Annotated in this window: 27 protein-coding genes, 1 tRNA gene and 3 pseudogenes; 10 read left to right on the top strand and 21 right to left on the bottom strand. The window is 38.7% G+C overall.

Annotated features, from left to right (window positions below):
• Positions 1-40: 40 nt before the first annotated feature.
• Together flhB and mobA are read right to left on the bottom strand one after the other, a co-directional pair.
• Entirely contained in the window at positions 41-1117 is a 1077-nt protein-coding gene (gene flhB / locus DV63_RS13505) for a flagellar biosynthesis protein FlhB (protein ID WP_000796891.1), read from the bottom strand.
• A complete protein-coding gene (gene mobA / locus DV63_RS13500) occupies positions 1110-1715 on the bottom strand; it encodes a molybdenum cofactor guanylyltransferase MobA (RefSeq protein WP_000795257.1) in 606 nt (201 codons plus the stop codon). The genes flhB and mobA overlap by 8 nt, the downstream gene beginning before the upstream one ends.
• A gap of 86 nt (positions 1716-1801) precedes the next feature.
• Between mobA and moaA the strand changes: the two are divergent.
• From moaA to DV63_RS13480, 4 genes and pseudogenes are all read left to right on the top strand, one after another.
• Positions 1802-2753 (top strand): annotated as a pseudogene (gene moaA, locus DV63_RS13495) (GTP 3',8-cyclase MoaA).
• A gap of 253 nt (positions 2754-3006) precedes the next feature.
• Positions 3007-3147: a hypothetical protein gene (locus tag DV63_RS17980; RefSeq protein WP_238554912.1), complete on the top strand. Its 141-nt coding sequence runs from the start codon at positions 3007-3009 to the stop codon at positions 3145-3147.
• Positions 3128-3364 (top strand): annotated as a pseudogene (locus DV63_RS13485) (YkgJ family cysteine cluster protein); the annotation flags it as partial. The gene DV63_RS17980 and the pseudogene DV63_RS13485, both read left to right, overlap by 20 nt.
• Before the next feature lie 447 nt (positions 3365-3811).
• Positions 3812-4420 (top strand): NYN domain-containing protein, encoded by a 609-nt coding sequence (locus DV63_RS13480; RefSeq protein ID WP_001016947.1) that lies wholly within the window; start codon positions 3812-3814, stop codon positions 4418-4420.
• Positions 4421-4635: 215 nt separating this feature from the next.
• Here DV63_RS13480 and ftsY read toward each other — a convergent pair whose 3' ends face one another.
• Together ftsY and DV63_RS13470 are read right to left on the bottom strand one after the other, a co-directional pair.
• A complete protein-coding gene (gene ftsY / locus DV63_RS13475; protein WP_000481558.1) occupies positions 4636-5517 on the bottom strand; it encodes a signal recognition particle-docking protein FtsY in 882 nt (293 codons plus the stop codon).
• Positions 5518-5523: 6 nt separating this feature from the next.
• Entirely contained in the window at positions 5524-6081 is a 558-nt protein-coding gene (locus DV63_RS13470) for a hypothetical protein (protein ID WP_001220463.1), read from the bottom strand.
• A gap of 97 nt (positions 6082-6178) precedes the next feature.
• On the opposite strand from DV63_RS13470, the gene DV63_RS13465 reads away from it, so the two are divergent.
• Together DV63_RS13465 and rny are read left to right on the top strand one after the other, a co-directional pair.
• Entirely contained in the window at positions 6179-6853 is a 675-nt protein-coding gene (locus DV63_RS13465; protein ID WP_080220039.1) for a 5-formyltetrahydrofolate cyclo-ligase, read from the top strand.
• Positions 6831-8342 carry a ribonuclease Y gene (rny, locus tag DV63_RS13460; RefSeq protein ID WP_031202414.1) on the top strand — a complete coding sequence of 504 codons (1512 nt, stop codon included), beginning with the start codon at positions 6831-6833 and terminating at the stop codon, positions 8340-8342. Before DV63_RS13465 ends, rny begins: the two co-directional genes overlap by 23 nt.
• A gap of 6 nt (positions 8343-8348) precedes the next feature.
• Here the strand turns inward: rny and DV63_RS13455 are convergent, their stop codons facing one another.
• The 15 genes from DV63_RS13455 to DV63_RS13385 all read right to left on the bottom strand — a co-directional run bounded on the left by DV63_RS13455 (position 8349) and on the right by DV63_RS13385 (position 22098).
• Positions 8349-9665 carry an MATE family efflux transporter gene (locus tag DV63_RS13455; RefSeq protein WP_274517907.1) on the bottom strand — a complete coding sequence of 439 codons (1317 nt, stop codon included), beginning with the start codon at positions 9663-9665 and terminating at the stop codon, positions 8349-8351.
• Positions 9665-10978 carry a Na+/H+ antiporter family protein gene (locus DV63_RS13450; protein WP_000892578.1) on the bottom strand — a complete coding sequence of 438 codons (1314 nt, stop codon included), beginning with the start codon at positions 10976-10978 and terminating at the stop codon, positions 9665-9667. The genes DV63_RS13455 and DV63_RS13450 overlap by 1 nt, the downstream gene beginning before the upstream one ends.
• A 126-nt stretch (positions 10979-11104) precedes the next feature.
• On the bottom strand, positions 11105-11983 hold the full coding sequence (locus DV63_RS13445; RefSeq protein WP_000562722.1) for a carbon-nitrogen hydrolase: 879 nt from the start codon (positions 11981-11983) through the stop codon (positions 11105-11107).
• 3 nt (positions 11984-11986) lie between these two features.
• Positions 11987-12136 (bottom strand): hypothetical protein, encoded by a 150-nt coding sequence (locus tag DV63_RS13440; protein ID WP_000656219.1) that lies wholly within the window; start codon positions 12134-12136, stop codon positions 11987-11989.
• A 28-nt stretch (positions 12137-12164) separates the two neighbouring features.
• The gene (locus DV63_RS13435; protein WP_001294148.1) at positions 12165-12824 is read right to left on the bottom strand and encodes a tRNA threonylcarbamoyladenosine dehydratase; all 660 of its coding nucleotides are present in this window, start codon (positions 12822-12824) and stop codon (positions 12165-12167) included.
• A 52-nt stretch (positions 12825-12876) separates the two neighbouring features.
• Positions 12877-13116: a hypothetical protein gene (locus tag DV63_RS13430; protein ID WP_001087773.1), complete on the bottom strand. Its 240-nt coding sequence runs from the start codon at positions 13114-13116 to the stop codon at positions 12877-12879.
• Positions 13103-13483: a flagellar export chaperone FliS gene (gene fliS / locus DV63_RS13425; RefSeq protein ID WP_001199081.1), complete on the bottom strand. Its 381-nt coding sequence runs from the start codon at positions 13481-13483 to the stop codon at positions 13103-13105. Before fliS ends, DV63_RS13430 begins: the two co-directional genes overlap by 14 nt.
• Before the next feature lie 41 nt (positions 13484-13524).
• The gene (gene fliD / locus DV63_RS13420) at positions 13525-15582 is read right to left on the bottom strand and encodes a flagellar filament capping protein FliD (RefSeq protein ID WP_017179773.1); all 2058 of its coding nucleotides are present in this window, start codon (positions 15580-15582) and stop codon (positions 13525-13527) included.
• A gap of 16 nt (positions 15583-15598) precedes the next feature.
• Positions 15599-15958, bottom strand: coding sequence for a flagella length regulator FlaG (gene flaG, locus DV63_RS13415; protein WP_000245957.1), 360 nt, complete (start codon positions 15956-15958; stop codon positions 15599-15601).
• A gap of 98 nt (positions 15959-16056) precedes the next feature.
• On the bottom strand, positions 16057-17259 hold the full coding sequence (locus DV63_RS13410) for a murein hydrolase activator EnvC family protein (RefSeq protein ID WP_000549256.1): 1203 nt from the start codon (positions 17257-17259) through the stop codon (positions 16057-16059).
• Complete coding sequence (locus DV63_RS13405) at positions 17252-18058, bottom strand: FtsX-like permease family protein (RefSeq protein WP_001094150.1); 807 nt, start codon at positions 18056-18058, stop codon at positions 17252-17254. Before DV63_RS13405 ends, DV63_RS13410 begins: the two co-directional genes overlap by 8 nt.
• Positions 18045-18716 carry an ABC transporter ATP-binding protein gene (locus DV63_RS13400; RefSeq protein WP_000111086.1) on the bottom strand — a complete coding sequence of 224 codons (672 nt, stop codon included), beginning with the start codon at positions 18714-18716 and terminating at the stop codon, positions 18045-18047. Before DV63_RS13400 ends, DV63_RS13405 begins: the two co-directional genes overlap by 14 nt.
• The gene (trmB, locus tag DV63_RS13395) at positions 18716-19894 is read right to left on the bottom strand and encodes a tRNA (guanosine(46)-N7)-methyltransferase TrmB (protein ID WP_001119987.1); all 1179 of its coding nucleotides are present in this window, start codon (positions 19892-19894) and stop codon (positions 18716-18718) included. The genes DV63_RS13400 and trmB overlap by 1 nt, the downstream gene beginning before the upstream one ends.
• Positions 19895-19904: 10 nt before the next feature.
• Entirely contained in the window at positions 19905-21152 is a 1248-nt protein-coding gene (locus DV63_RS13390) for a fibronectin type III domain-containing protein (protein ID WP_000731322.1), read from the bottom strand.
• Complete coding sequence (locus DV63_RS13385; RefSeq protein WP_001127134.1) at positions 21115-22098, bottom strand: RluA family pseudouridine synthase; 984 nt, start codon at positions 22096-22098, stop codon at positions 21115-21117. The genes DV63_RS13390 and DV63_RS13385 overlap by 38 nt, the downstream gene beginning before the upstream one ends.
• A gap of 140 nt (positions 22099-22238) precedes the next feature.
• On the opposite strand from DV63_RS13385, the pseudogene DV63_RS18650 reads away from it, so the two are divergent.
• The 4 genes and pseudogenes from DV63_RS18650 to DV63_RS13375 all read left to right on the top strand — a co-directional run.
• Positions 22239-22682: pseudogene (locus tag DV63_RS18650) on the top strand (GTPase); the annotation flags it as partial.
• Complete coding sequence (locus DV63_RS18725; protein ID WP_371981960.1) at positions 22668-23444, top strand: YcjF family protein; 777 nt, start codon at positions 22668-22670, stop codon at positions 23442-23444. The pseudogene DV63_RS18650 and the gene DV63_RS18725, both read left to right, overlap by 15 nt.
• 23 nt (positions 23445-23467) lie before the next feature.
• Positions 23468-24613: an FtsW/RodA/SpoVE family cell cycle protein gene (locus tag DV63_RS17975; RefSeq protein ID WP_080220040.1), complete on the top strand. Its 1146-nt coding sequence runs from the start codon at positions 23468-23470 to the stop codon at positions 24611-24613.
• Positions 24575-24651: transfer RNA gene (locus DV63_RS13375), tRNA-Ile, on the top strand. The genes DV63_RS17975 and DV63_RS13375 overlap by 39 nt, the downstream gene beginning before the upstream one ends.
• 40 nt (positions 24652-24691) lie before the next feature.
• On the opposite strand, the gene DV63_RS13370 is transcribed toward DV63_RS13375, so the two are convergent.
• A complete protein-coding gene (locus tag DV63_RS13370) occupies positions 24692-25648 on the bottom strand; it encodes a ribose-phosphate pyrophosphokinase (protein ID WP_000647446.1) in 957 nt (318 codons plus the stop codon).
• Between the two features lie 64 nt (positions 25649-25712).
• Positions 25713-26198: an HIT family protein gene (locus DV63_RS13365; protein ID WP_001164391.1), complete on the bottom strand. Its 486-nt coding sequence runs from the start codon at positions 26196-26198 to the stop codon at positions 25713-25715.
• Positions 26199-26204: the final 6 nt, after the last annotated feature.

The raw sequence follows: 26204 nt of genomic DNA, 5'->3' as shown, positions 1-26204 counted from the left end.
AGAGTGTCTTTTTGGGGCTTAAAAGCGGGTTTAAGAAATCTTAAAGAGGTTTAATGATCTTTTGTTTTTGGCGTTCTTGCTCTAATTTAGCCACTTGAGCGAAGACTATCGCCACGGCTTCAAACAATTCTTCTGGTATGGCGGCGTTTAATTTCACATCCCTATAAAGCTCTCTAGCGAGCGTTTTATTTTCTATAATTTCTATATCATGCTCTCTAGCGATACCTTTAATCCTAATGGCTAAATAATCCGTGCCTTTAGCGATTACCACAGGCACAGGGTGTTCTTCATCAAATTGAAGAGCGACGGCGTAATGGGTTGGGTTAGTAACCACGACATTGGCTTTAGGGATTTCTTGCATCATTTTATTCGTGGCGTTTTTTACCATCATTTGGCGGATTTTGGCTTTGATTTCTGGGTTCCCTTCTTGCTGTTTGTATTCGTCCTTAACTTCTTGTTTAGTCATTTTTAAAGAGTTGGTGTATTGGCGGCGTTTGATCACTAAATCTATAAAAGCCAAGACAAAAAATAAAAATAAAAGCGAAGAAATGAGTAATAACGCCTTGCTTTTAAACCACAATAACTGGCCTTGCAAATTCAAAAGAGCCGCATGGTTTAATTCCCCTAAAAATAAGGAAAAGATGAAAAACCCCAGAAAAAAAGCTAAAAAAACTTTTAAGGTGATCAAACTCCCATCAAGGAGCTTTTTTAAAGAAAAAAGGTTTTTGACGCCATTGATAGGGTTGATTTTAGAAAATTTAGGCTCAATGACTTTAGGGGCAAAGAGCCAGCCAAATTGCAAGACATTGGATAAAAACGCCACCACCACTAAAATGATTAAAATGGGTAAAAGCAATAAAAAAGTGTCTTTAGCCAGCTGGTTAAACAGCTCTTGAACGCTTTCTTTACTAAAATCTAGGGAAAAATCTTTCAACACATGGCGATACATTTCGCTAAAGCCATCCACCCACCATATAAAAAAAACAAAAATACTCATTAGCCCAGCCAATAACCCTAAAACCCCCACCACTTCCATGCTCTTAGGCACATTGCCTTCTTCTCTGGCTTTTTGGATTTTTTTCGCGCTAGGGAGTTCGGTTTTTTCTTCTTCAGCCATTTGATTTCTCTTTTAAAATTTGAACGGCTAATTCATAGTCTTTTAAGGTGTTGAGGTTTAAAAATTCTTCTTCTTGATTAAAACTGATAGCGACAGAAGAGGTATTTTTCACAAGATCGCTCAAGCGATAATTTTGCGTTTTAAGAGCGTAAAAAAGAGCGTTAAGGGTATTTTGATGCCACAAAGAAATCAAATAATGCTCTTTTGTGGGGCTTTTAGCATAGACTACGCTAAAGTTTTGAATCCCACAAAGGGTTTTAATGCTTTCAAAGGACACTAAAGGTGCATCTATGGCGATAAAAAAAATATAAGGGGTTTGCAGCGTTAAAAAAGCGTTATAAATGCCAAAAAGGGGTGAAAAAAGGCCGCTCTCTTTTTCTAAAAGATAGGGAGCGTTTAATTCATACGATTTCTTAGCGCTGATAATAACTTTTTTGAAAAGTTTTAAAAGGCGCGAGTATTGGTATTCTAAAAGGCTAGAATACGATTTTAAAGGCATGAGAGCCTTATTGATTTGAATATTATTGATGATGAAACGAGAGCTTTTGCCCCCAGCCAGTAAAACGCAAGGAATGTTATCAATGATAGGGTTTTTCAAAAGATCTATCCTTGTTTAATGTTGTTAAGTCATTGTTTTATTATGTTACACTAAAAGCTTAAATAAAGGGCATAAGGGAAAAGGGAGTGTTAGTAGATAGTTTTAATAGGGTGATTGACTATATTAGGGTGTCTGTAACCAAACAATGCAATTTCAGGTGTCAGTATTGCATGCCTGCTACGCCATTAAATTTTTTTGATAATGAAGAATTATTGCCTTTGGATAATGTTTTAGAATTTCTTAAAATCGCCATTGATGAGGGCGTTAAAAAAATCAGAATCACGGGTGGGGAGCCGCTATTACGCAAGGGTTTAGACGAGTTTATCGCTAAACTACACGCTTACAATAAAGAAGTGGCGTTAGTTTTAAGCACTAATGGTTTTTTACTCAAAAAAATGGCTAAGGATTTAAAAAAGGCCGGGTTATCAAGAGTGAATGTTTCATTGGATTCTTTAAAAAGCGATAGGGTTTTAAAAATCTCTCAAAAAGACGCTAGAAGGGATTGAAGAGTCCTTGAAAGTGGGTTTAAAACTCAAATTAAACACGGTTGCGATAAAAAGCGTTAATGATGATGAAATCTTAGAGCTTTTGGAATACGCAAAAAAGAGGCATATACAAATCCGCTACATTGAATTTATGGAAAACACGCATGCTAAAAGTGTGGTTAAAGGCTTGAAAGAGCGAGAAATTTTAGATTTGATCGCTCAAAAATATCAAATCATTGAGACAGAAAAACCCAAACAAGGGTCTTCTAAAATCTACACGCTAGAAAATGGCTATCAATTTGGCATTATCGCTCCGCATAGCGATGATTTTTGCCAATCTTGCAATCGTATCCGTTTGGCTTCTGATGGCAAGATTTGCCCATGTTTATACTATCAAGACGCCATAGACGCTAAAGAGGCGATCATGAATAAGGATACAAAAAATATAAAAAGGCTTTTAAAGCAATCCGTCATCAATAAACCAGAAAAAAACATGTGGAATGATGAAAACAGTGCAACTCCCACAAGGGCGTTTTACTACACAGGGGGGTAGGGAAAATATTGATTATTTTAAACCTTTTTGTTAAAAATAAGGCGGTTTGTTTAGGATTTTTGGTTGTAGTGGCTAAGATCAAACAATAAGGAGGTCTTTATGGAAAAAGTCCTAGCGTTTTTTATCCCTAGCTTTTTTAGTCCTAGTCTTTTTATTTCTCGTCTTTCGGGGGGTTACTTATAAGCCTACCCTAATCAAAGAACAAGCCCATGTTAATGCTCAAAATATCCTTATGGAAAATGGGGAGAGGTTGGTGCAATATGACAATCTTTCTGTGGATCAAAAGGCTCAGATCGGAGAGCGTTTCCCAGACTATGCCACGCCTAATAAAAACCATGAACTCGTTGATTATGTCAAGGTGGATAGAAATGGGAATGTCATTTCTTGGGTTTGATGCTGGCAATGGGGTGTGCAAGTTTTTGGATTTAAAAACCAATCTGTGCAAGATTTATGAATCCCGCCCATTAATTTGCAGGGTTGATGAAGCACGCAAAAAGCTTTATTCCCACATCCCGCTTAAGGAGTTTTATGCCAAAAACGCAGAGATTTGTAACGCTTTGCAAGAAGCAAACCACCTTGATAAGAGCTTTAGGGTTATTATTACGGAATAGACTAAAATAGCTCTATTTTCATTAAATATGAACACTCAAGGTCTTATTGTTAAAAAAAGGGGTTTTTAGCTATTCTATTTTATGATAAAACTCATTCTCTTAAGGGGATAGGAGTATTTTTGAAATAATTCCCCCTACAACCCCCAACTAAAAACCCCTAATTCAAGAAGACCGCTTTTTAAAGCTATCACTTGACTAGCGTCAAGCTCTTTACTATTGATTGTAAAAAATGCTAATAGCATTTTTAAATTTGGTTATTGATATCCTATAAAAACAGACTCTATTTCACCAATAGTTCTACGATTATAAACAATAATTAATTGAAGCATAAAAAATCTATAAGTTTGAATTCTTACAAAAAATTTATTATAATAGATAGCATATTACTCAACTAGGGCATTCTTTAATCTTGTAGCCTTGGTTGTCCACATAAAAAGGATAAAAATTATGAACCATACACAAAAAACAGCAATTTTCGTTGATTTTGAAAATTTGAGACTAGGTGTTTTTGAAAAAATAGGAAAAGATAAAAAACTTTTTTTTGATTACAATAACAATCCACAAAAAGTTATAGATTTTTGTAATTTATGTGTTTTTGACAGTTATCATGAGAGAGATTTATTAAATCTATACAGAATATTCTTTTACACAGCAAAACCATTAGATGATCATAAGAAAAAGAAGGATATATTGGAATTCTTGTCAACACTAGAATGTTTAAATCATACTGCTTTGAGACTCGGAAAGCTTGTTAAGCTTGGTAACGAGGTGGTTCAAAAACAAGTAGATATGCTCCTTGGAATAGATATGCTAGAAATTTCCTTAAAACATTTTGTAGAAAAGGTAGTTTTAATAGGATATGACTCTGATATGTCTCCGGCTTTAAAATTGGCTAGAACAAATGGAATTCAAACAGAAATTATCCTTTTTGAAGATCTCGAACAAAAAATAGAGAGTAGCCTTACTAAACATTGTGATTTTATCAAAAAAGTAAAAGTAGGAGATATATATAATAAATTAGGCATTAAAAACAACAATAACAATATTAATCAATAGGTGCTCAGAATAAGGTTATAAGAGTTTAAAACTCCTATCTTACTATATTGGTAATAACTTCTATATTATTTTTGCGATGTTTTAATCTTAATTCTTCGAATAAATCTTTCAAAAGGTGCTTTATCATCGCCCTTATAGAAAACATTGAACTCATCATAAGGTTGCTTAATCATACTGTTCATGTTATACTTACGCATTTGGTATAGTTGTATTTTTTATTGTTCCACAAACACCGCATCAACCAAGTCTCCTATAAAGCGTTCTTCATCAAAAGCGATCAAATCGTCTTCTTTTTCGCCCATTCCTAAATAAAGAATGGGTAATTTCAACTCATACAGCACGCTTAAAATCGCTCCGCCTTTAGAAGTGCCATCAAGCTTGGTCATAATCACGCCGTCTAACGCCAAAGTTTCATGGAAAATTTTGGCTTGAGTGAGCCCAGAACTCCCTTGCGTGCCGTCTAAAATAAGGAATTTATAAAAGGGGGCGTCTTTTAAAACTTTAGAGCAGGTGCGCGCGATTTTAGAAAGCTCGTTTTTAAGGTTGGTCTGGTTGTGTAATCTCCCGGCGGTGTCTATAAAAACTTCATCTATATTTTTAGCGATCGCGCTTTCTATGGTGTTATAAGCTAGAGAACTTGGATCGCTCCCTTCTTTAGCGCTAATGACTTGAATGTTAAGCTTTTCGCCCCACAACTGGAGCTGTTTGACCGCGGCCGCTCTAAAGGTATCGCCTGCCCCTAAAAGCGCTTTTTTATGCTGTTTTAAAGAAAGCTTGGCTAATTTAGCGATCGTTGTGGTTTTGCCCGCCCCGTTAACCCCCACGATTAAGTGCACTAAGGGTTTTGTGGTGATGGTTTTTAGGCGGGTTTTATCGTAATAGCTTTCCCCTCGCACAAAACGCAACAAAGCGACTTCTAATTGCTTGGGCGTAATCAAATCGCCTAAATGCTTTAATAAGCTCTCTATCAAATCGTATTGGATGTCAAAGCCAATCAAAATTTCTTCTAATTCCTCTTTAGGAACGCTTTGGCGCTTTTTTTCTTTAGCCTCTTCACCCTTAATTTTATTGACAATTTTTTTGAAAAAATTAAACATGGTTTTTTAATCCTTTAAATTGGAAATATCAAATTGGAGCATTTCTATTGGCACGATCCCCTGATACATTTTAATCAATTGGTGTTTGTAGTATAAAAGCATGTTAAAAGAATGGTTTAAAGCGTCATGGTTTAAATGATCAAAAAGGGCGGTATCTTTAGGGTTTAAAATCGTAAAATCAGCTTGAGAATGCGTATTAAAGTCTTTGATTTCATTGCTTGAATAGGGTTTATTGAGTAAAATAAGCACCCTCAAACGATCTTTAAAAGTTTTTTTTAAGATGTTAAAGGTGGGGGCGTAATCTTTCAAAGAATCATCTAAAGCACTTAAAATTAATAGGGTAGGGGTGTTAGAATCCGGGCTGATGTTTAGAGAATCTAAATCGCCTATAATCGTGTATTCTTGGTTGTTCAAATCCATAGCGGTGTAGGTTTTAGGGCTATCTTGTTGGGTGGTATTGTTTTGAGAATCTTGAGATTTTTGAGAATTTTTACAAGCGCTAAAACCCAACAAAACGATCAAAACCAGCGCGATAAAACGCCAAAAATAAGCCTTAATTCTCATTATAAACACATCCTTAAGAATAATAAAATGGTAACTAATAACCTGAAATTATACTATAATGTAAGTCTAAAATTTAAGGATTATAACCATTAAAACGATTTTTAGAGATTTTTGTAAAGAACGCTTGAAAAGGGCTAAACCAACCAAAGATAAAGCAGTCAGGGATAAATTGGCTTGCAAGCTTTTATTTTGGAAACTCAAAGATTATCAAAATATTTTATTGTATAGCCCGTTAGGGCATGAGCTCGACATCAGGCCTTTGATTTTGAAGTTAAGACAAAAAAATAAGCGCGTGTGGTTGCCTAAAAGCATCAAAAAAGGCGCTGATTTTTCTAAAGAGGGTTTCACTATCGTGCCCTTTAGGTTGCCTTTAAGGCGTTTGGGGTGGTTTGATGAGCCGAGTTTATCGCACTATTATAAGCGGAAATTAGATTGTATTGTCGTGCCGATTTTAGGAATGGATACAAGCTTTAGGCGCGTGGGTTTTGGGCTAGGCATGTATGATAGGAGTTTGCCCCCATTATTCAAAAGGCAACTAAAACGCCCCTTAATCGTGTTTGTGAGTAGGGAGTTAGCGATAGCTAATGGTGTTCTTACAGACGCCTATGACATTGAAGCGGATCTTTATATGAATGCTCGTATCGTTATGAAGAATAATAAAAGGAAACATTATGAGCATGGGGTTAATTTACATTTCATTAGAAGTCTTGGTAGCGTGTTTGATTACCGCTCTAGCCATGTATTATGTGATGAAAAAGATCTATTACGCTAGAGCGCAAGCCGTTTTAAAAGGCGCTTCAGCTAAAGCCAAATTGATGGAGTTTCAAGCGAAATCTTTTGTGGAAGCTGAAGAGATGCGCATGAAAAGCCAAGAATGCAAATTGCAACAGCAATATGAAAACAAAAATTTGCAACTCCAAACCCATTTTGAAAAAAAAGAAGCGCATTTGAAGCATTTAGAAGCGCAGCACAAAGAATTTGTAAGAGATGAAAAACGCTATTTGGAAAAGGAAAAAAAAGAGCTTGAAAAAGAACGCCAAATTTTAGAACAAGAAAAAGAAAACTTTAAAAAACAGTGCGCTGTTTGTAAAGAAACTCAAGCCAAAGCGCTAGATGCGATGCTCAATTACATGGATTATACCAAAGATGAAATTAAAAGCATGATTTTAGAGCAATTAGAAGAAGAATTAGAAGCGCAAAAAAGCGCCTTAATCAGGCGTTATGAAAAAGAAGCCAAAGAAGAGGGCAAGAAAAAATCGTATGCCATTTTAGCGGAAGCGACAGCCCGTTTTGCGGGTAATTATGCAACAGAGAATTTAACAACTCGTATCGCTTTGCCTTGCTCAGATTATATCGGTCGTGTGATAGGCAAAGACGGGAAAAATATTGAAGCGTTTAAAAAAGTCAGTGGGGTGGATATAGAATTTAGCGAAGACAGCAGCGAATTGTGTTTGTCTAGCTTTAATATTTTTCGGCGTGAAGTAGCGAGCGAGACGCTTAAAATTTTAATCGAAGACGGCCGTATCCAGCCTAACAGGATTGAAGAGGTCTATCATAGAGTCGCGCGCAACATGGAAAAAGAATTGCTTTCTGAAGGGGAGAGCGTGGTGCTAGAATTAGAGCTTGGAGCTATGGAAGATGAGCTTAAAATTTTAATAGGCAAAATGCGTTACCGCTCCAGTTTTGGGCAAAACGCTTTACAGCATTCTAAAGAAGTCGCTCTTTTAGCCGGTTTGATTGTAGAGCAGCTTGGGGGGGATAAAAAGCTCGCCAGAAGAGCCGGTATTTTGCATGATATTGGTAAAGCGCTCACCCAAGAGCTTGGGAGAGACCATGTGAATTTAGGGGTTGAGGTGTGCAAGCGCCATAAAGAAGATCCGGTTGTGATTAATGCGATTTATGCCCACCATGGGCATGAAGAGATTTTGAGCGTAGAGTGCGCGAGCGTGTGCGCGGCTGATGCGCTTTCTGCAGGGCGTCCTGGGGCTAGAAGAAAGAGCGATGAAGAATACGCTAAACGCATGCAAGCTTTAGAAGAGATCGCGCTAGAATTTGATGGGGTGGAAAAAGCGTATGCGATGGAGAGCGGGCGAGAATTAAGAGTGATTGTCAAATCCAACCAAGTTAGGGACAATCAAGTGCCTATTATTGCCAGAAAGATCGCTAAAAAGATAGAAGAGAGCACTCAGTATGTGGGCGAAGTGGGCGTGCAAGTGGTGCGAGAAAATCGTTTCAAAACGACCGCTACGCTCAAGCAATAAGTATTTTTAAGCCTTTTTCCCGCACCTTTTCCAAATGCCTTTAGAAAAAACTTTATAGTAGATGAATGAGCGCAAAAAAGTTTCTGATGCGATCACTACAAAAATAAATTCCACTTTAAAATGATGTATTAAAAGCAAGTAAATGGGCATGATCCTTAATCCCCATAAGCTTAGGGTGTTAATATACAGTGAGACTTTAGAAATGCCAGCCCCTCTAAAAACTCCATCTAGCACAAAATACCCAATTAAGGGGGCTTGAGAGAGGCCCACAGCGATCAAATAAGATCGCGCCACTTCCAAAACTTCTTCATCTTGAGAAAAAAGGCTCGCAAATTCTTTAGCGAATAAGACTAAAACAATCCCTAAAACCCCCATTAAACCCATAGAGATTTTTAAAATCAAATGCGCGTATTCTGTGGCGATTTTTGGCTTGTTCGCTCCTAAATTTTGCCCCGTTAAAACCATCGCTGCGATCATAAACCCAAATCCGGGCATGAACGAAAAGGTTTCAACCCTAATGCCTATTTGCATGCCCGCTAACACCTTATCCCCATAGCTCGCTACAAATTTGGATAAGAGGATTAAAGAAAATAAACTCAATAAGCGCTCAAACCCGGCCGGCCAACCCACTCTAAACATGGTTTTTAAAAAAGAAAAATGAAAGGTTATTTTGAATTTTAAAGGGATTTTTTTGATTTGTATCCAAACGCCAAGCGCGAGTAATTCCAAATAAGAGACAATTACATTCGCTAAAGCAGAGCCTACAATCCCCATTTCTTTAAAACCAAAATCCCCAAAAATCAAGGCTTGATTCAAAAAAATGCATGCGATGACCATGATGATTTTGACAATAAAGGGGGTTAGGGTGTCTGAAAAGCTAGCGAGCGCGGAAACTAAAACATTTTTTAAAAAAATACTCGGTAGCGCGATAACTAAGACTTCTAAATAATCTTGCGTCAATTGGCGCGAAGGATCTTGTAATTGCATCCAATTTAAAAAAGGCTCAATCAAAAAATAAGAAACAAACAGCACGCCCAAACAAATCACAAACGCTCCTATAAAAATACTGGAAAAAGCGTGGTTGATTTGAGTAAAATCCCTAGCTCCCACAAGCCTAGAAAGAATGGCGTTAGTGCCGGTGTATAAAATCGTATTGATGCCATAAAAAAGCATCAAAAATTGCAAGCCCACCCCTAAAGCCACAATGTGATGGTGCGAAATCTTGCCCACAAAAAAAACCGAGAGCGCGACCACCAGCACATCTAAAAAGGCATTGATCCCAGAGGGTAAGGCTAAAGAAAAGATTTTCTTAACTTGATAGATTAGCCTAATAGTAACGCTCCAACCACTCCAAAAACAATCAAAGGGAGGTTATAGACTAAAAAAGTCGGCACGCATGTGTCATAGATATGATTGTGTTGGTTGTCTGCGTTAAGCCCGCAAGTGGGCCCCATGGTGCTATCGCTAGCCGGTGATCCTGCATCGCCTAAAGCTGCGGCTATGCCGATGAGTAAAATCGTAGATTCTACGCTAAAACCTAATTTCGCGCATAAAGGCACATAAAACACAGCGATGATAGGGATAGTGCCAAAAGAAGTCCCTATCCCCATAGTGATAAAAAGCCCTACAACAAGCATCAAAAAAGCCCCTAAAAGCTTCCCTTGGACTACGCTTGTGATTGCATTCACTAAGCCCTCTATCGCATGCACTTTTTGCAACACTTCTCCAAACCCGCTAGCCACTAACATCACAAAAGCGATAAACGCCATCATTTTCACGCTATCATCCATAAGCGAGTCTGTTTCTTTAAACTTAATGCCACGGCCCAGTAAGATGATCGCTAACGCTAAAAAGGCGGCTAAGGGCATCGAATCGGTGGCTAATTGGATCACAAACGCCACGATAACTCCTATAAAAGTCAGATAGTCATGGTAGTTTAATTTAAGCGAAGCGTAATTTTCTATGTTAAAAGATTTTTCTTTGTAGCGCCTGGGTTTTTTGTATAGCGTTAATACAGCCATAAGCAACCCAACAACCATCGCTAACCCTGCTATCCACATCACTCCTGTGATTTGCGCTATGGTAGAGCTAACGCCATTAGCTTTTAATTGCTCTAAAATGGTGGTTTGAAAAATCAAGCCAAACCCTACAGGAAGCACCAAGTAGGGGGCTTGCAAACCAAAGGTTAAAGCGCAAGCGACCGCTCTTCTATCCAATTCTAGCCGGTTCATTAAATGCAAAAGAGGGGGGATTAAAATAGGGATAAAAGCGATATGCACCGGCACTAAATTTTGCGAAAAACATGCGATGAAAGAGATCAAAAAGCAAAAAGTGGATCGCTTGTAATTCATTAAGCCTATTAATTTACTCAAAGCGACTTTAATGAGATTGCTTTTAGCGATCGCTACCGCTAAAGCCCCTAAAAGGATGTAGCTTAAAGCGATGTTTAAATTGCCTTTCATGCCGTCTATCATCGCATTAAAACTCTCTGTCAATCCAAGCCCTCCCATAAGTCCTGCTATGAGAGTCGCGCTAATCATAGAAAGCATGACATTGAGCCTTAAAAGGCTAAGAACGCACATGCAAATGATAGCTACAAAGGCAGGATTGCTCCATATAGAGCTATTTTCTAGCATTTTTGCTCCTTATTAAAATGAAAATACCGCGCAAAAATGATAGAATTTTTGCGCTTGTTTAGCGCAAAAAACCACACCTACCATGTTTAATCCTTTTTAACCTTAAATTTTAAATTGATTGACCGATTAAATATAGCGTTTCAACAAATCGTTATAAAAATCAATGCGTCTGTCTCTCAAAAACGGCCACATTCGGCGCACTTCTTCGGTGCGTTCTAAATCAATTTCCGCATACAAAATCTCTTCTTTATCGCTCGCTTTGGCTAAAAATTCGCCCAAAGCCCCCACCACAAAACTAGAGCCAAAAAAAGTAATGCCCCCCTTAATCGCACCGCTAGGATCTAACTCTACGCCCACTCTGTTAGCCGCAATCAAAGGCAAGCCATTAGCGATCGCATGCCCTCTTTGGATAGTTTCCCATGCGTTTTGCTGACGCTTTTTTTCTTCATTAGAGTCTTCTTCTAAAAACCCTATCGCACTAGGATAGATTAAAATTTCTGCCCCTTTTAAAGCCATAATCCTTGCCGCTTCAGGATACCACTGATCCCAACACACCATAAGCCCTAATTTGCCCACGCTTGTAACAATAGGCTCAAAGCCCAAATCCCCCGGCGTGAAATAAAATTTTTCATAAAACCCTGGGTCATCAGGAATGTGCATTTTGCGATACACTCCAGCAATTGATCCATCTTTTTCAAACACCACAGCGCTATTGTGATACAACCCTTTAGCGCGCTTTTCAAATAAAGAAGCAATCAGCACCACTTGAAATTTTTGAGCTAAAGCGCTAAAAAAAGCCTTATCTTCTTCAAAATATTCGCCCAAATCAAAAAATTTAGGGTTTTCGCTCTGGCAAAAATAACTATAAGGGTTTAATTCTTGCAACACCACTAAATTGGTTTTAGGGTGTTTTTTTAGCGCTTGTTCAAGCAAGTTTGCTGTATGCTCTATGGTTTTTTTTCTAGAGCCGCAATAAGCATGCTGGAGGACGCTTGCGCAAATCATTTTTCACTCTTCTTCATAATCAGAGTTATAGTCTTCATAATCGTCATCATCATAGACATTCTTATAATCCCCATACTCTTCATCATCTTCTTCTTCAAAGCCCTCTAATTCTTCTTCTTCAAAATCTTCCAATCCGTCTTCGTAATCTTTCATTCCACTTCCTTTCATTGTTGATAATACCTTATTGGATAATGTCTTGCACGACTTCACTCGCTATTTGCAAACCAAAACTCGCCGTAACCGCATTAAAACTCCCAAGCTCTATGCAATGCGGAACTTCAGGGCTAAAAACCACTTTAAAATCCCCTTTAAAACGGCGTTTTTTTAAAAAATCCCTAAACTTACGCCCGAATTTATCGCCATAGCTTTCCCACACGCTCCCCACTTGGATGTGTTTAGGGTTCAAGCGTTTCGCGCTCCCCATAGAGCTGATAAATTTCCCGTAAGCGAAGTTTTGGCATTTTATCGCTAATCTTGTTTTAATAGGCAAATCGTCCATGCAATCTAAAATGTAATCATAATCTCTAAAATTAAATGAATTTAAAAACGCTTCATCTACATGCAAATTCAAAGCTTGAACGCCCTTATAGAGATCTTGCAACACCAACACTTTAGATTCTCCTATCCTTTCTGATCCAATCTGGCGGTTTTGATTGGTAACATCAAACACATCTTTATCAATGATAGTGATTTGCCCTATCCCCACACGATACAAAGCGTCTAGCGCAAAGCCTCCAACGCCCCCCACACCACAGATTAAAACCCTTTGTTGGCGGATTCTTTCAAAATCGTTTTTAAACAACCACCTTATGCGTGTGAATCTATCTATGGGTTCAGACAATCTTTAGCCTTCAATAAAAATAGTGGTTTTATTGTATCGTAGTTTAAAAAATCTAAGACAAAAATTTTTGAATCTTCTTAGCCTTATGCATTTGTGATTGCAGTTCTTCTTTTTCTTTTTCTAATAGTTCAATGCTTTGGGCTATCATTTCCTTAAGGCTTAAAAGCGTGTCTAAATCTAAGCTTTTTATTTGCTCTAAAGAAAGGCGCTCTATCAATGAAAAGGCAAGCTTAGAATCTTTTTTTATGAGAGCGATTTTAAAGGAATCTAATAACGCATCAGGCGAGTTCATCTGAATGGATTTCCCTCCAAGCTTCTAACAACCCCCTAGCCACATTCAACACCAAATCAATCTTACTCGCATCATTTTCCACATTGGCCTGCGTTAAAACTTTGATTTGATGGGTGTATAAGCCTGTGAGATACACCGCCACTTCCCCCCCTTTTTCATAATCTAAAATATTCAACAATTCCGTGAAAATATCCGTAACCCTATTAATATAATAAATCTTTTTTTCAATGTCTTCATTTTCAATACAGCGTTTGGCTTGCGAAGAAAATCTTAAAATCCCTTCATAAAGCATTTCAATGAGTTTTGCTGGGGATTCCACACTCACTCGGTTATGCTGGTAGGCTTGATAAGCGTTAGCGTATTGCATAATGTTCCTTTATCCTTTAAAATTGATAACTCTCTGTTTTTTTAATTCTTTTTAGCCGCCGCTTGATCGATCATCATTTGCACGGAATTGAATTTTTGATTGGCTTTAGAGATTTGGCTATCATAAGCCGCAAAGCGCTCCGCCATGATGTTGTAGCGGGTTTTTAAAAGCTCTTGAGCGTTTTCTTTGTCTTTGGTCAGGCTTTTAGCGTCTCTGTCTAGGGAATCTTCATAAATCTTTAATTTAGCACTCCCTCCATCTATGAGATTGGCGATGACTTGATTGAATTTAGAAAAAATGCCCTCTTGGTGGATTTCTCTGCCCCCCATATCCTTGCTATCGCTCCCATAGAAAAAATCTTGAGTCGCTTTAGGATTAGAATTTAGTGTGCTACTCAATTTAGCTTCATCTAAACTCATCACGCCTTTATCGTCTAAACTAAGCCCGTATTTCATCAAGCTTTCTACCCCATTATCCGTATGCACGCTATAAGAAAACACGTTGTTAAGAGAAGAGCGGATTGCGCGAATATCGCCCACGCCGTTAAAAATCCCAGCGATTTTAGTGTCAGCGTCATAACGAGTGTCTTCATCTAGTTTAGGGATAAGCTCATTATAGGCTTTGACAAATTCAGTGAGGCTGTCTATAATGGCTTGATTGTCCCTGCTCACGCTGATAATGGCGGGTTTATTAGGCTCTGTGGTTTGCTCTAAAGTGATATTAACCCCACTGATCACATCATTGACCTCATTAGTGGGGCGCGTGATGCTCACCCCATTATAGGTGAATTCTGAATCGCTCGCTTTTTGCAAATTCTTAGACATAAAAAGCGTGTTTTGTGAAGCTTCATAAGATTGCACCATGCCAGCATTCAAACCCAAATCCTTCAAACTGGCCTTGCCTAAAGCGTCCTCGCCCTTAATCGTTAGCATTCCGGTTTTAGAATTGATCACAAGCTTGCCTTCGGCGTTCTTAAACGCGTTCAAGCCTTCTTTGGAATTGATCGCTTGAACGATAGCGTCTGTGTTTTCTTCACTGGTGTTGCTCTCTTTGGTTAAAGCGCTCAAATTGAGTTTTTGGCCATTCAAGCTAACCACCCCTTCTAATTTACCCTCCTTTATCGTGCGAGAGCTTTTCAATAAATCGCTTTCTTGGGTGGTGGTTTGTAAAAACCCAAGCTCTTTGGCCTTGCTCCCTTTAACTTCAATGTTTCCCCCACGCCTGTCATTAATGATTAAAGAATCCCCCCCATGAAGAGTGTCTATAGAAATATCCCCATTAGCGATCAAATCTTTAAAATTAGGGTCATTTTCTAAAGCCTGCTCTATCGCTTTTTGGATTGCGGTGTTTTTTTGTTTGATAGAAGCGCTTTCAGGGAGTTCTAGCATAATAGGGACTTCATGCATATTCCCATCAGCCCCCTTTAAATTCAAACTCACTTCACTTTTTCCGCTCCCATCAACCCCCAAAGAAAGGGCGTTTTTGTTAGTGAGCGTGGATTGGAGGTGTGAGCCAAAATAGATGCGGTTGTCTCCGCCGGTGTTTTTGGTATTCACCATTAATTGGTAGGGGTCATTCCCTCCTGTTTTCATCACAATGCCCATCACTTCGCCGTTGGTAGCGTCCGTGATGCTTTGAGCCACATCGCCTAAAGTCATTCCTGCTTTAATACTAACGGCGTAGTCCTTGTTTTGCGTGTAAAATTTGAGCGTGGTATCCACTTGGCTAAAAATATCATCTCTTGAAGAAAATTTTGCCCCTAATTCGTTAATATCGCCTTGCGCTAAATTTTGCACATCCACTTTAATATCTTGAATAGGCACGCCAGCCCCCACGCTCGCGCTCAACGCACCGCCTGTAACATTGCTTTTCCTGCTGATATAAGTGGAATAATTTGAAAGCGTTTTAACCGGACCTTTTAGAGCTGAAAGGAGCGTTTTGATTTCTACTAGGGCTTTTTGTTTTTCAACATTTTGCTCCATTTTCTTGTCTAGGGGAGCGATTAACGCTTTTTCATCGGCGTCCTTAAGCTTGTCAATCACATCGTAATTCAAAACCTTACTGCCAAGCCCTAATGAGCTTAATGAACCTATTGCCATGTTTTACCTCTAATGTTTAGCCTCTCTTATCAAAGATAATGCCTATCACATCGCGCATTCTTTGCATAAGCTCCACGGCTTCTTTAGAGGGTATTTCTCTTATCACCTTATCCCCATTAGCGTCTTTGACTGAAACCACTAACCCTTTGATCGTATCGTTATAACTAAAATTAATATCCGTGCCAATGCGTTTCATTTCTTCATTCAGACGCTCGCTCAATAATTCCAGCTTGGGTTTGTATTGATCAGGGTCTATCGTTGTCTTAGATTCATCAATAGTGTTTATCGTATTTGTGCGACTGATCTCTTTTGTGGGGGTTGTTTGAACGCTTGTGTGAGATGTGGGAATCCCAATCCCTTGAACTTCATTGACCATAAAAACCTCCAAATTTTTCCATGCATACAAGTATAATGATTTATTTGTTTGCATAAACTCTTTAGCCAATATCGGCAATAAAAACGATTTGTTAAATCTTAATTGCGCGCGATGAGTTCTAATGGGTTGATGTGTTTTTCTTTCATGGTAACTTCAAATCCCAAGCGTTGATCAATGCGCCCTAAAACATAGCCTTTTTGGATCCGCATGCCGCTTTTAATGGTGGGGGCGATTTTATCCAATTGAGAATAAATCGTGCGGATGCCGTTTTTATGCTCAATGATGACGACTTTTTTAAGCATGTTGATTTCTTTAGCGAACACGATTTTCCCGTCTAAAACATTACGCACCAAAGCGTTTGGGGTTTTTGACACCAGCGTAATAGACTCGCTAAAAATTTTTAAATTATAAACCGGATCAATATAGGGGCCAAATTTTTGCACCACTTCATAATCGTTCAAGGGAGCGATCGTTTTTGGCCCGTTATAGCTCGTGGTGTTGATATTTTGATAAGAGCTCGCTACTTGTTTGACTTCTAAAGCTTGAGAAGATTTTTTCAAACTGACTTTTTCTTCATTTTCTCTGTTTTGTTTGATGATATTCAAGCGTTTTAAAAGGGCGTTTAAATTCTGGCGCTCTTTTTCTAAAAGGGTTAGGCGTTGGTTATAGATCGCATAATCTTTTTGCATGCTCAAAATGAGTTTATTTTGTTCGGTTTGCAAGGATTTTAAGGTTACTTCACGAGTTTTTTGCTCATCTATGACAGATGAGATTTTTTGAATGCTGCTTTTGACTTTTAAAGCTTGCGTATTGAGATCTTTTTCTTCTTGGCTTAGTTGCGACATTTTAGACAGAGTGCTTTGGTGCAAGTTTTCAAACGCCACTTGCAAAATCACATCGTTAGAAGAGGCTAAATTCTGCCCCTTTAGAGCTTGTGAAAAAAGGAAATCCTGTAAAAGCGTATCAAACACCCTCTTTTGTAAAAACGATCGCTGTTTTTGCAAATGATCTAAAGACTTGCGGTAGTTGGTTAGGACTTTTTCTTGCGCCAAACTTTCGTTACGATTTTTTTCAAGACTCTTTTTTAAGGCGGCCATTTGGCGCTCCATCTCAGCTTTTTGAAGCTCTTTAGAACGGATCGCTTCGCCTAAAGAACTCAAACGGCTGTTCAATTGGTTTTTTTCTTCATGGGTTTTTTTCAAAAGGGTTTCTTTGTGTTGAATGTCTTTAGCAATATCGCTCACTTTTTGCGTGTTAGCTGATAGTAAGGTGGCTAACAAAAACACCCCTAATTTATGCATGTCTGGTCCTCCAAGCTACAAGTAAAACAGAAACAAATGAGATTACAAGGCTAAAAAGCAATCCCCATAAAAAATGGTTTAAAACAAACGAGCCTCCTATAATACCCAAAGTATCCATCGTTTTTTCAAAACCTTTTTGCGAAGTGGTATAGAGCATGAGCATGGGGGCTAAAAAACTAGCGATTAAAGAATCCATTAAAGCTATTTTATACAAAAACCCGTTTTTAAAAGACACCGAAGCCCCTAATAAATCCATGATCTCCAACCTCTCATGGTATTGGTAGATCCAGATACGGACTTGCTTAAACATCAATAAAACCGACAAGACAAAGACCACTAACGCAAAGATATAGACCGCTGCTTTAATAAAACTCAAGAGATCATACACTTGCATGTAAGTTTTGGCAAAGACTTCAACTTTTTGAATGCCAGGGATTTTGAGCAATTTTTCTTTAATGTTTTCTAAACGCTCTTGAGTGGGGAATGCAGAAAGTTGTAAAGAATAAAAAAAGGGTAAATTTTTTCTTAATTCCTTAAGCCCGTCTGTGCCTAAGGTTTTTTGAAGAGGTTCTAAAGAGTAATTGGGATCAATTTCTTTTAACGCTACGATTTCGCTAAAATTTTGACGCAACAATTCCAAGCTTAATTTTTGCGTGCTGGCCAACACGACTGAATAATCTTCAATCAATTTTTTTTCTTTTTGCGCGATCGCTTGATTGATAAACAACACGCACTCCAAGCTAAACAATAACGCTACTAGGGGAATGATAAAGGCTAAATGCTTTTTAAGAGTATTCATAAACTTCCCCATCTTCTATATAAAATTTTCGGTGATAAGCGCTAAAATTTTTAGGGAATTTGTGCGTAACCACCACGATCGTAGCGTTTAATTGCGTGTTCATGCCCCTTAATAGGCTCCAGATTTTATCGCTAGAATAATAGTCTAAATTCCCAGTAGGCTCATCGGCTAAAATGAGTTCAGGGCAGTTCGCCATAGCCCTAGCCATAGCCACTCTTTGTTGTTCGCCCCCGCTGAGCTCTTTGGGGTAGCGGTTAGCCTTATGGCGTAAATCAATATGCCCTAAAAGTTTTTCTAGCTGCAAGCGGCATTCTTCTTTTTTAACGCCGCAAATCACCATCGGTAGTTTGATGTTTTGCTCAATCGTGTAATCTTGGATCAATTTATAATCTTGGAAAACCACGCCAATATTTTTACGCAAATCTAAAATCGTTGATTTTGAAGCGTTGTTCATGTTGGTATTGCAAACTTCTAATTTGCCGCTAAAAAGTTTTAAATCCCCATAAAACGATCGCAAAAGCGTGCTTTTACCGCTCCCGCTAGGCCCTGAAATGAACACAAAATCCTTGCGTTTGATGCGTAAATTAGCATGCTTAATGACCGGTTCGTTTTGCTGGTATTGTAAGCATAGATTGTTCGCTGCGATGATCACACTCATCAAATTCCCTTTTGGCTTAGGATATTTTGAAGCAAAAGATGCGCTTTGTGGTTGTTTAAGGTTTTTAAGGGGCTTTTATTGAGGTAAAAAATTTGATTTTCTGTTAATAAAACAAACAAACGCACAGGCCAATCAAAATCCCCCATACTCAATTCCACTAAAAAATCCCCCTTATCCTCATAAATATTACAAACATGCACAAAATACCCCTCTTGGATGATTTTTGGGGTTTTTAAAATCGCTCCAACGCTCTTTTTACTGATTGTTATTGTATCAAAAGAAAAATCAAATGCATGATTATGAAAAGGGGTTTCATTCAATTCTAAAGAATAAATCCTTAAATCATAAATATCTTTTTTGAGTTTGTTCCAACGCGCTTCATACTTGCTGACAACCGGTATTTGAGCGTTTTTTTTGATTTCTATCTCGCATTTAAAGTTTTTTAGGGCTAATTTTAAGCTGTCTTCAAAATAAAGGCTATCATCGGTTCGTAATTCCAAAAACCCTTTAGGCTTTAAAACCCTTAAAGCTTCGTTTAAAAACTTTTCGCTTAGCACCCGACGGTGTTTTTTCTCATTCCATGGCACAGGGAAATGCACAAAAATTTTCTCGCATTTGTGATTTGGCATGCTCTCTAAAACCAAACGGCCATCGCCTTGCAAGATGCGCAGATTTTTTAAATCCAACAACTCCATTTGCCTTAACGCTTGCGCGATAGAGGGGGTATAAATCTCTATCCCTAAGCATGTTTTAGTGGGGTTGTTTTTGGCTAATTCTATCAAATGCCTGCCACTCCCAAAACCAATTTCGGCTAAAATAGGGGCTTGATTTTTTTGAATAAAGTCTTCAAAAGTTCCTAAATCAAGGGCTTTTTTTCCGCTCGCATGTTTAGAATTTTCTTGCAAATTATGCGAAATGACTTCAAAAGATTGCGAATAAATCCTTAAAGCTTGTTTTAAAACCTCTCTTTTTAAGGGCGTTGCTTTTTCGCTTTTGATTAAAAAATCACCCGCTCGCCTGATTTTTTGCAATAAAAAAATGCGATCCTTAAAACTCGCATACACACAGCTTTTAGTGGGGTGTTTTAAGCTTAAAAATTCCCTATGAAAACAAAAATCCCCTTCAATTAAGGGGTATTTTAAAGGTTTAGAATCCAGCTTGGCTAAAAAATGGGGCATTAAAACCCTTTTAGCGCTCTAAAAACAAACGCACTTCTTTGCTTGGGCGCGACTCTAAACCATCTTTATCCACGCTCACCACTTGATAGCGATAAGCCACGCCCACTTTCATGTCCTTATCCACGAATTGGTTTTTGGTGATATTCCCAAAGCGCAAAGGGGTTTTAGAGTTGGCTTCAAAACGATACACCGCATAAGTGGCTATTTTAGCGCTTGGGTTATTTTCCCATTGGATGAAAGCTGAAGAGTCTTGAATAGTCCCTTTAGTGATGATAGGGGCTTCGGGCCTGTCAGCGGTCTCACCCATGGCAGGCTCTTTGGGTAATGCCCCTTCAAGATGCGTTTTATCAAGGGCGACGACTTTGTAATAACGAGTGAGGTTGTCTTTTTCTATTTTATCCACATAGGAAGTGTTGGTGGTTTGAGCGATGAATTTGTATTTATCGTTGCGGTTATTGGAAGCGTAAATGCGGTAAGCTATCACATCTTCTTCGGGGGATTTATCCCAACTCAATTCAATGTGTCGTGTGAGGTTTTGGCTCACTCTAACATTAGCGATTTCTTTGGGTAAATCTTTAGTTTTCCCCTCCACTATGATACTAGGCCTGGATTTATCCCCCATGAAATTTTCGGCGATGACTTTGTAGCGGTATTTTTTCCCATCTTCTAAATCTTTATCAAAATACTCCACAAACAAGCGGTTTTTCACAGCCCCTACATTCAAAAATTTGCCGTCTTTATTCTGCCTTTGAATGATGTATTTAGAAACGCTAGGGTTAGGGTGCGGACTCCAAAAGACTTTCACGCTTTTAGGGTATTCAAGGCTTGCAAAAACGCTTTCTACAGGATTGATAAAAGAGGTTTTCACTAAAATAGGATCTGAAAGTTTAGAGATTTTATCGCCCTTGTAAGTAGCGAGTTGGTAAGTGTAAGAACTCTCTGTTTCTAGCCCCTCATCATAATAATGGGTCGCATAAGGGTTTTTAATCGTGGCGATTCTTTTAAGCTTGGAGTCTTTTTTCAAACGATACAAAATAAACCCATCAATGTCATAAGTATCAGCGATTTTAGGCCATTCAAAACCCACTGAACTCACATCGTTAATGGTTTTAATAGAATGGACTACCGGGAGCTTAGTGTCTGTATTTTCTTGATTGTTAAGGGCTGAAAAAGTATGATTCCTGGTAGAAGAACACCCTATAAAAACCGCTAATACCACACTACTTTGCAATAAAAGCGTGAAGTATTTTTTCTTCATCCAAGACCTCATCTAAATTCTCCTTGTCAAAAACTTTTTTAAGATATTCTAACATATCCTTTAATAGGGGAACTTTAAAGCGCAGTTTTTGCTCGCTTCTAGGGTGTTTGAACTCTATCAAATAGGCATGCAGCATGATTCTTATTTCTTCTTTAAAAAGCGCTTGATTAAGCCCGTAAAGATTATCGCCTATGATGTGTCTGTTCAAATATTCTAAATGCGCTCTGATCTGGTGCGTGCGCCCGGTGAACAATTTAGCCCCTATCAAATTAAGATTGTTTTGAGAAGTCAGCAAGCTGATAAATTCGCTTTTAGAATAACGGCTATTTTCTTTTTTGGCCGCTTTGAGTGCTATCATTTTTAAGCGGTTATTGGGGTTTCTTGTCAAATAGCATTCCACGCTCATTTTTTCTTCTTTTAAGGGCGTTGAAAGCAAAGCGATATAGTAGCGCCCCATCATTTTAGTTTTGAGCTGCTCGCTCAAATGAACATGGGTAAAATTGTTTTTAGCGATGACAATCCCTCCGCTCGTGTCCTTATCCAAACGATGCACAATCCCATAGCGCTCTTTTAATCCCAAATTAGAAAGCTCGTAATTTTTAGATTCCAGCCAATCCACTAAAGTAGGCTCTTTCACGCTTGGGGCTTTATGGATGACTAAATTAGGGGGCTTATTCAACACTAACAAGTCTTCATCTTCAAAAATGACTTCTATTTCTAAATCAAGCCCTTTTTTTAAGGGTTTGGGCGTGATTTGTGGCGTTAAAAGCGTGATTTCATCGCCCTTTTTTAAGGCTAACCCACCCTTTTTTACCCCCTTTTTTTGACAAAACACCAGCCCCTCTTTAATCAAATTCAATGCCTGGTTTTTAGAAATTTGCAATTCTTTGGCTAAAAATTCATCAATGCGTTTGTGATCAGTTAGGGCGATAAAAACTTTTGGCATCCAAACTCTTTTTTGCTTTTTTAAAAACCATTATTTTACTCAAAACCTTAAAAAATCATGTTTCTGCTCATTAGTTTAATATGCTATAATCTGTGTGCCAACATTGGGTAGCTCAAATCATTTTTAAAAGGGGTTTTATCATGGAAAACAACGAAAATCATGAGAAACTGAGTGGTGTTTTGCGCAAGTTTTTAGGCGACGCGTTCACGCTTGATGGGAAAGAAGGAGGATTGAATATGCAAAAACTGCACGAAGCCATCAAAAAAGAAAGACCGATCATGAATATTTTGCTCATGGGGCTACTGGAATGGGTAAAAGCTCGCTTATTAACGCTTTATTTGGTGAAGAAATAGCTAAAGCAGGCGTAGGAAAACCCATCACTCAGCACCTTGAAAAATATGTTGACGAAGAAAAAGGCTTGATCTTGTGGGACACTAAAGGCATTGAAGCCAAAGGTTATAAAGATACCATGGAAAGCGTTAAAAAAGAAGGAAGCTTCTTTTAAAACGCAAAATGAAAAAGAGGCTATCGATGTGGCGTATCTGTGCGTTAAAGAGACTTCTGGTAGGATTCAAGAGAGAGAGTTATTAAGCTTTGCTAAAAATTGGAATATTCCAACGATTTTCGTTTTCACCAACACACAAGGAAAAGCCGGCGATGCGTTTGTCCAAGAAACTAAAAGAATCATAGATGAAGAATGGGGGCTTGGCGGTTTTGTCAGAGCCTATGTGAGGGTCAATTCCGTTGCATATTCATTTAGAGGGATGGAAGTCCCCATTGAAGGTTTAGAAGAATTGGTAGACGAAACGAAAAAATGCTTGATAGACGCTAAGAAAAACAAACAAAACCATTTCTTACAGATCCAAAAAGCCAATATCCAACTAAGAAAACAAGCTATGATAGATAAAAGTAAAACCATTATCCATGCTGCATCAGCAGCGGCTGGAGCAGCTGGGCTTATCCCCATACCTTTTAGCGATGCGATCCCTATCTCACTCATTCAAGGAGGAATGATCTATAAAATGAATGACGCTTTTGGAATGGATTTGGAAGAATCTGTAGCTACATCATTAATCGCCGGATTGTTGGGCGTAACCGCAGTTGCGCAAGTGGGGAGAACGCTCGTTAATGGTTTGCTTAAATTCATTCCTATTGTGGGGAGTGTTGCAGGGAGCGCAACCGCTGTGGCTATCACAGAAGGCATTGGGTTTGCTTATTTGAAAGTGCTAGAAAAATGCTTTAATGATGAGACGGGCGAAGTCAAATTGCCTGCAGTTGATGTGATGAAATCCCTTTTCAAGGAGAATTATCTCAATTTGGATACAATCAAAAAATTAAAACCATAAGATCAAGGGGTTATGAAAAACGCATGGCATTAGACAAAAGGATTTGGATGCATTTTGATCTTTTGCCTTTTGTGTTTATCATCCCCTTACTTGTGGTTTCTTTTTTATTGATTTTTGAGAGCAGCGCGGTTTTGAGCTTAAAGCAAGGGGTTTATTATGCGATAGGGTTTATTCTCTTTTGGATCGTGTTTTTTATCCCTTTCAGAAAGCTCGATCGCTGGCTCTTTGTGTTTTATTGGGCGTGCGTTATTTTATTGGCGTTAGTGGATTTTATGGGATATAGCAAGCTTGGGGCACAACGATGGCTAGTCATTCCCTTTACCTCTATTTCTTTACAGCCTAGCGAACCCGTGAAAATCGCTATCCTTTTGTTATTGGCGCATTTGATTAAAATCAACCCACCCCCTTTTAAGGGCTATGATTGGGGCATGTTTTTAAAGCTTAGTTTTTACATTTGCTTACCGGCGGCTTTGATTTTAAAACAGCCTGATTTAGGCACGGCTCTTATTGTGTTGATCATGGGTTTTGGGATTTTACTTATCGTGGGCTTAAGGACTAGGGTGTGGCTCCCTCTTTTTATCGCTCTTTTAGTGGCTTCGCCTATCGCTTATCATTTTTTGCATGATTACCAAAAAAAGCGCATCGCAGACTTTCTTTCTGAAAAGCCTAATTACCATGTCATGCAATCCATTATCGCTATAGGATCGGGCGGGTTTTTAGGCAAATCTAAAGAAGCTTGCACACAAACCAAATTCAAATTCTTGCCTATCGCAACGAGCGATTTTATCTTTGCTTACTTCGTGGAGCGTTTCGGGTTTTTAGGGGCTATGTTGCTTTTTGCGATTTATATAGGCTTGAGTTTGCATTTATTTTTTTATCTGTTTGAGAGCAACAGCGATTGGTTTTTAAAGATTGTAGCCCTTGGGATTTCTATTTTAATCTTTGTTTATTCCAGCGTGAATATCGCCATGACTTTAGGGTTAGCCCCTGTGGTAGGCATTCCCTTACCCTTATTCAGCTATGGAGGGAGCAGTTTTATCACCTTTATGATCCTATTTGGGATCTTAGAAAACCTGCTTGCTTTTCGCTATATTTTTGGATACAATAGCAAACCATCTTTTGGGAATTTTGGATTCTTAGCTCAGCTGGTCAGAGCGCTCGGCTCATAACCGATTGGTCGTAGGTTCAAGTCCTACAGAATCCACCACTCCCGCTTTTCTTTTATTCTCTTTTTAGTTGCCCCCTTTTTAAGTGAAAAGCGATTGGACGCTTTCGTTATGATAAATCCTTCTGATCACTTCCGCAAATAAGGGCGCTACGCTTAAGGTGGTGATTTTATCGCATTTTTGAACTAAAGGGATAGAGTTGGTTACCACCACTTCATCTAACGCGCTTTCTTTAATGCGCTTGATCGCATTCCCGCTCAAAACCGCATGCGTGCCTAACGCCATGACAGAAGTTGCCCCTTGCTCTTTTAAGGCCAAAGCGGCTTTACAGATCGTGCCTGCGGTATCAATCATATCATCCACCAAAATCACATCGCGCCCCTCTGCTGAGCCGATAATATTCATCACTTCGCTTTCATTAGCTTTTTCACGGCGCTTATCCACGATGATTAAATCTAATCCCATTTGATTGGCAAAATACCTGGCTCTTGTAACCCCACCCACATCAGGGCTAGCGATCACAGGGTTTTTTAACGCTTTAGAGCGGATATAATCTCTAAAGACGATAGATCCGTATAAATTATCCACCGGCACATCAAAAAAGCCTTGGATTTGCCCGGCATGCAAATCCATCGTAATGATCCTTTCAATCCCCACTTCTTGCATCAAATTAGCGACCATTTTAGCCGTGATAGGCACTCTTGGAGCCGCTTTTCTGTCCTGTCTGGCGTAGCCAAAATACGGCAACACCGCTGTGATAGAATTGGCCGAACTGCGCCTTAAAGCATCTACCATGACTAACAATTCCATTAAATTGTCATTGACCGGCACGCAAGTGGGCTGGACAATAAAAATATCCTTACCGCGCACCGATTCGCTGATTTGGATATTGATTTCGCCATCGCTGAATTTGCCTATCACCGCTTTGGATAAGGGAAAGCCTAAATGCTTTGACACTTCTTTGCCAAATGCAGGGTGAGCGCTCCCTGAAAAAATCTTAAAACCACGCATCTTTGTCTTAAACCCACGCGCCTTCATCGCTGACACTCCCTAAAATGAATTAAAATCAATTGTAGCGCACCCAAACTAAAAGCGTTTGTTTTCAATGAAGCTCCTTTTCTAATAAGTTTTTTAAGGTAAGATAGGTTTCATTTAAATCAATCCCGCACACCCTGGTTTGAGCGATAACGCTTATAAAATTGCTATCGCCTAAAAACCTAGGCACTAAATGCATGTGCAAATGCTCAGGAATCCCTGCTCCGGCGTTTCTGTGCAAATTCAAACCTAAATTGATCCCTTGAGCGCCATAAGCATACAACGCTTTTAAAATTTTAGGCGCTAATTTATTCATGTTCAGCCAAGTATTCATTTCTAAAAGTTCAACGCTCGCTTGATGCGCATGGGGAATGATCAACAAATGCCCTGGGTTATAAGGGTAGGCGTTCATCACCACAAAGAGATCGCTATTTCTATAAAGCACTCTGTTTTCTGAATCTTTTGTGGGGTTTTGAGAAATTTCACAAAAGACACAACTCTTATTTTTCTCTTTTAAATAACTTTCGCGCCAAGGAGCGTATAAATGTTGCATGTTCAT

Origin of the sequence: Helicobacter pylori FD535, from assembly GCF_000296015.2 — a bacterium.
GTDB lineage: Bacteria > Campylobacterota > Campylobacteria > Campylobacterales > Helicobacteraceae > Helicobacter > Helicobacter pylori_CT.
This window is presented reverse-complemented; position numbering and strand designations above follow the sequence as displayed.

Bases quoted from the DNA above. Each gene is read 5' to 3' on its own strand.
- flhB (WP_000796891.1), bottom strand. From the start codon at position 1,117: ATGGCTGAAGAAGAAAAAACCGAACTCCCTAGCGCGAAAAAAATCCAA.
- DV63_RS13480 (WP_001016947.1), top strand. From the start codon at position 3,812: ATGAACCATACACAAAAAACAGCAATTTTCGTTGATTTTGAAAATTTG.
- ftsY (WP_000481558.1), bottom strand. From the start codon at position 5,517: ATGTTTAATTTTTTCAAAAAAATTGTCAATAAAATTAAGGGTGAAGAG.
- DV63_RS13470 (WP_001220463.1), bottom strand. From the start codon at position 6,081: ATGAGAATTAAGGCTTATTTTTGGCGTTTTATCGCGCTGGTTTTGATC.
- rny (WP_031202414.1), top strand. From the start codon at position 6,831: ATGAAAAAGATCTATTACGCTAGAGCGCAAGCCGTTTTAAAAGGCGCT.
- DV63_RS13450 (WP_000892578.1), bottom strand. From the start codon at position 10,978: ATGCTAGAAAATAGCTCTATATGGAGCAATCCTGCCTTTGTAGCTATC.
- DV63_RS13445 (WP_000562722.1), bottom strand. From the start codon at position 11,983: ATGATTTGCGCAAGCGTCCTCCAGCATGCTTATTGCGGCTCTAGAAAA.
- DV63_RS13440 (WP_000656219.1), bottom strand. From the start codon at position 12,136: ATGAAAGATTACGAAGACGGATTGGAAGATTTTGAAGAAGAAGAATTA.
- DV63_RS13430 (WP_001087773.1), bottom strand. From the start codon at position 13,116: ATGAACTCGCCTGATGCGTTATTAGATTCCTTTAAAATCGCTCTCATA.
- fliS (WP_001199081.1), bottom strand. From the start codon at position 13,483: ATGCAATACGCTAACGCTTATCAAGCCTACCAGCATAACCGAGTGAGT.
- fliD (WP_017179773.1), bottom strand. From the start codon at position 15,582: ATGGCAATAGGTTCATTAAGCTCATTAGGGCTTGGCAGTAAGGTTTTG.
- flaG (WP_000245957.1), bottom strand. From the start codon at position 15,958: ATGGTCAATGAAGTTCAAGGGATTGGGATTCCCACATCTCACACAAGC.
- DV63_RS13410 (WP_000549256.1), bottom strand. From the start codon at position 17,259: ATGCATAAATTAGGGGTGTTTTTGTTAGCCACCTTACTATCAGCTAAC.
- DV63_RS13405 (WP_001094150.1), bottom strand. From the start codon at position 18,058: ATGAATACTCTTAAAAAGCATTTAGCCTTTATCATTCCCCTAGTAGCG.
- DV63_RS13400 (WP_000111086.1), bottom strand. From the start codon at position 18,716: ATGAGTGTGATCATCGCAGCGAACAATCTATGCTTACAATACCAGCAA.
- trmB (WP_001119987.1), bottom strand. From the start codon at position 19,894: ATGCCCCATTTTTTAGCCAAGCTGGATTCTAAACCTTTAAAATACCCC.
- DV63_RS13390 (WP_000731322.1), bottom strand. From the start codon at position 21,152: ATGAAGAAAAAATACTTCACGCTTTTATTGCAAAGTAGTGTGGTATTA.
- DV63_RS13385 (WP_001127134.1), bottom strand. From the start codon at position 22,098: ATGCCAAAAGTTTTTATCGCCCTAACTGATCACAAACGCATTGATGAA.
- DV63_RS17975 (WP_080220040.1), top strand. From the start codon at position 23,468: ATGGCATTAGACAAAAGGATTTGGATGCATTTTGATCTTTTGCCTTTT.
- DV63_RS13370 (WP_000647446.1), bottom strand. From the start codon at position 25,648: ATGAAGGCGCGTGGGTTTAAGACAAAGATGCGTGGTTTTAAGATTTTT.
- DV63_RS13365 (WP_001164391.1), bottom strand. From the start codon at position 26,198: ATGCAACATTTATACGCTCCTTGGCGCGAAAGTTATTTAAAAGAGAAA.